Here is a 4,588-nt window from a genome sequence, read left to right as displayed (position 1 = left end):
GGGACTCAACTATCTGACTCTGTCGCGTTCGGCAGGAACCCTTTCAGGTGGGGAGAGTCAGCGTATTCGCTTGGCAACCCAGATTGGATCCAACCTATCAGGTGTCCTCTATATCCTGGATGAGCCGTCGATTGGTCTTCACCAGAGGGATAATGACCGCTTAATTGCCAGCCTGAAGAAGATGCGTGACTTGGGCAATACTCTCATCGTGGTAGAACATGACGAAGATACTATGCGTGAGGCGGATTATCTGATTGACGTTGGTCCGGGAGCTGGTGTTTTTGGTGGAGAGATTGTCGCTGCAGGAACACCCAAGCAGGTGGCTCGCAACAGCAAGTCTATCACAGGCCAGTACTTATCAGGAAAACGAGCGATTCCAGTACCAGAAGAGCGCCGTGCCGGAAATGGTCGTTTTATCGAGGTGACGGGTGCGCGTGAGAACAACTTGCAAAATATCACCGCTCGCTTCCCATTGGGAAAATTCATCGCAGTGACAGGTGTATCAGGTTCAGGGAAATCGACCTTAATCAACAGCATCCTCAAAAAAGCTATTGCCCAGAAGCTCAACCGTAATTCAGACAAGCCTGGTAAATTCAAAACCATCACAGGGATTGAGCATGTAGACCGTTTGATTGATATTGACCAGAGCCCCATTGGACGAACGCCGAGGTCCAACCCAGCTACCTATACAGGAGTTTTTGACGATATACGTGACCTCTTTGCCCAGACAAATGAAGCTAAGATACGAGGCTACAAGAAGGGCCGCTTCAGTTTTAACGTCAAGGGTGGTCGTTGCGAAGCCTGCTCAGGTGACGGGATCATCAAGATTGAGATGCACTTCTTGCCAGATGTTTATGTTGCTTGTGAAGTTTGCCATGGGACTCGCTACAACAGTGAAACCCTCGAAGTTCACTACAAGGAAAAAAATATCTCGCAGGTTTTGGACATGACCGTCAACGATGCGGTGGAATTTTTCCAACACATTCCCAAGATTCAACGCAAACTTCAGACCATCAAGGATGTGGGGCTGGGCTATGTAACGTTAGGACAACCAGCTACCACCCTTTCAGGTGGAGAAGCCCAGCGTATGAAGTTAGCTAGTGAGCTCCACAAACGCTCGACAGGAAAATCCTTCTACATTCTGGATGAGCCGACGACAGGGCTTCATACCGAGGATATCGCTCGCTTGCTCAAGGTTTTAGCTCGCTTTGTCGACGATGGCAATACTGTTCTCGTCATTGAGCACAATCTGGATGTCATCAAGACGGCAGACCATATCATCGATTTGGGACCTGAGGGCGGTGTCGGTGGCGGAACCATCATCGCAACAGGAACTCCAGAAGAAGTAGCAGCCAATGAAGCCAGCTACACAGGACACTATTTGAAAGGAAAGTTACATCATGAATAAACGTGTGCAAGCATTTCTAGCTAAAATGCAAGAAAAAGAACTAGATGGTATCATCATCAACAACCTTAAAAACGTCTATTACCTGACCGGCTTTTGGGGCTCAAATGGAACAGTCTTTATCAGCCGTGACCGTCAGGTTTTGGTGACAGACTCTCGCTATATCATTGCTGCTAAGCAAGAAGTGACAGGTTTTGAGATTGTGGCTGACCGCGATGAATTGGCTGTTATTGCAGGCATTGTTAAGGATATGGGCTTGTCTCGCGTTGGTTTTGAGGACGAGATTTCGGTTTCTTATTACCACCGTATGCAGGCAGCTTTTGCAGGTTTGGACTTGCTTCCACAGACTCAGTTTGTTGAAGCACTTCGTATGATTAAAGATGAGAAAGAGATTGCGACTATTCGCAAGGCATGTTCTATCTCAGACCAAGCTTTTCGTGATGCGCTTGACTTTATCAAACCAGGAAAAACTGAGATCGAAATTGCCAACTTCCTTGACTTCCGTATGCGTGAGTTGGGAGCATCTGGCTTGTCTTTTGATACCATTCTAGCCAGTGGTATCAACTCTTCTAAGCCCCATGCCCATCCAATGCACAAACCAGTTGAAGCGGGAGAAGCCATTACCATGGACTTCGGCTGTCTCTACGACCACTATGTCAGTGATATGACACGGACCATCTACCTCGGTCATGTCAGTGACGAGCAGGCAGAGATTTACAATACGGTCCTGAAAGCCAACCAAGCCTTGATTGATCAAGCTAAGGATGGCTTAGGTTTCCGCGACTTTGACAAAATCCCTCGTGATATTATCATCGAGGCAGGCTATGGTGACTACTTTACTCACGGTATTGGACACGGTATCGGACTGGATATACACGAAGAACCTTATTTTAGCCAAACTTCGAAAGAAGTCATTAAATCTGGTATGGTCTTGACTGATGAACCGGGTATTTATATTGAAGGAAAATACGGCGTTCGTATCGAAGATGATATCTTGATTACAGAAACAGGTTGTGAGTTATTGACACTTGCTCCAAAAGAATTGATTGTTATCTAAAAAATGAGATAAATTGTTGACTTTTATATTTTAAAGGTTTATACTGATAGACGAAAACGGTAGGTGAGGCTACCATAGGGATACGGATGACTACCGCAAAGCAGTGGAGACACTACTCGTTGGTCAACAGTCCTGGTCGCGAAGGCCAAGACTAAGCTCATTACATCGCCCTATGGAGTTAAAGCTTGAACGAAAAAACAGATAACTAGTTTTTTAATCCTGCCATTTTATGGTGGGATTTTCTACTGTTTTAGAATAAGGAAAGGAGACAAACGATGCAAATTGACGATCATCCAGAACCGCACATACACAGCCAATCGCTGATTTGTGTCGTTCTGCCCTTATAAAGTGATTGGTCTCTGTGTATGAAACACATCATTCATACAGATAGGAGAAACCAATGAAAACTACAAAAGAAAGATTAGCAGTAGCTATTCACACACCTTTAAACGAAACTCTATCTTTTTATAAGACAAGTCTAACAGGCTTGACTGAGGAGCAGGTGGAGAAAAATCGTGACCTATATGGCGAAAACACCATCACCAAGGGTCAAGAAGACAGTATCTTCAAAAAGATTTACGAATCGATTATCAATCCATTTACAATCATCCTGTTGGTCATCGCTATGATTTCCATGGTGACCAATGTCTGGTTGGCGAAGCCTGGGCAAGAAGATCCGACGACCTCTATCATCATCGTCGTTCTCGTTCTAATCTCTGGTGGCATACGCTTTGTTCAAGAATTGCGGAGTGACAAGGCTGCGACCAATCTATCCAAAATGATTGTGAACACAGCCACAGTTATTCGCGAAGGCCAGAGTTTAGAGGTCGCAATTGAAGATTTGGTCGTTGGAGATATAGTCAAGTTAAGTGCTGGGGACATGATTCCAGCAGACCTCATTTTAATTGAATCACGTGATTTCTTTGTCCAACAGTCTGGTTTGACAGGTGAAAGTGACTCGGTTGAAAAACTAGCCTTGTCAAAAATGAGTCAGTCAAATTTTGATAGTCTGCTAGAAGCAGAAGCGCTCGCTTTTATGGGAACCAATGTGATATCAGGAAGCGCTAAGGCTTTGATTCTAGCGGTCGGTGATGACACCATGATGGGAGAAATCGAGCAGACCCTCAATACCTATGACGAACCGACCTCTTTTGAACGGGAGATGAACAGCATCTCTTGGCTCTTGATCCGTTTGATGTTGGTCATGGTTCCCATCGTCTTTCTCTCCAATGGCTTGACAGATGGCGACTGGCTGGAAGCAGGTGTGTTTGCACTGAGTGTTGGTGTTGGATTGACACCTGAGATGCTTCCTATGATCATCACGGCCAGTTTAGCAAAAGGTTCCATTATCATGGCCAAGGAAAAAGTCGTCATCAAAAAACTCAATGCCATACAAGATCTAGGTGCTATTGATATCCTATGCACGGATAAAACCGGAACCCTTACCCAAGACGAAATTGTCCTTGAATATCCTTTGGATATACATGGAGATTTGGATTTGTCTGTGTTGAGACGGGCCTACCTCAATTCCTATTTTCAAACCGGTTTGAAAAACTTGATGGACCGTGCCATTATCAGTAGAACTGAAAAAGAAGCTAAAGAACACGCCATTCTACAAAATTTGGATACTAGCTTCCAAAAAATAGATGAATTGCCCTTTGATTTTGAACGCAGACGGATGAGTGTCATCGTCAAGGATGAGAACGAAGTTGTTAGTTTGGTAACCAAGGGTGCTCTAGAGGAAATGCTTGCGATTTCAACCCATGTGGAATATCAAGGTCAGATTAGCCCTCTGACGGATGATATCCGAGTGGAAATCTTAAAAGAAGTAGATCAACTTAATCAACAAGGCTTGCGAGTCTTGGGAGTCGCCTATAAAACAGGCCTAAAAGAAGGTTTTGCTTACTCCGTTGAAGATGAAAAAGAGATGATTCTAACAGGATATCTTGCCTTTCTAGATCCACCAAAACCATCAGCAGCACCTGCTATCCAAGCTTTGTTAGAACACGGTGTTCAAACAAAGATCTTGACGGGAGACAATGAGAAGGTAACCCAAGCAGTTTGCGAAAAAGTTGGTTTAGACGTTGATCAAATCTTGTTGGGTTCTGATATTGATGCCATGACGG

3 protein-coding genes and 1 riboswitch are annotated in these 4,588 nt (G+C 44.6%); all 3 genes read left to right on the top strand.

What is annotated here, in order from left to right:
* Positions 1-1,408, top strand: a 1,408-nt coding sequence (gene uvrA, locus HMPREF0849_RS03935) for an excinuclease ABC subunit UvrA (RefSeq protein WP_009013580.1), incomplete at its 5' end; no start/stop codon positions are given.
* Positions 1,401-2,462, top strand: a complete 1,062-nt coding sequence (locus HMPREF0849_RS03930; protein ID WP_001042875.1) for a M24 family metallopeptidase — start codon at positions 1,401-1,403, stop codon at positions 2,460-2,462. The genes uvrA and HMPREF0849_RS03930, both read left to right, overlap by 8 nt.
* A 53-nt stretch (positions 2,463-2,515) precedes the next feature.
* Positions 2,516-2,667: riboswitch (M-box (ykoK) riboswitch) on the top strand.
* A 195-nt stretch (positions 2,668-2,862) separates the two neighbouring features.
* Positions 2,863-4,588: magnesium-translocating P-type ATPase (mgtA, locus tag HMPREF0849_RS03925; RefSeq protein ID WP_009013579.1), on the top strand; the 1,726-nt coding region annotated here is incomplete at its 3' end.

Origin of the sequence: Streptococcus sp. C300, from assembly GCF_000187645.1 — a bacterium.
GTDB classification, from domain to species: domain Bacteria; phylum Bacillota; class Bacilli; order Lactobacillales; family Streptococcaceae; genus Streptococcus; species Streptococcus oralis_CQ.
This window is presented reverse-complemented; position numbering and strand designations above follow the sequence as displayed.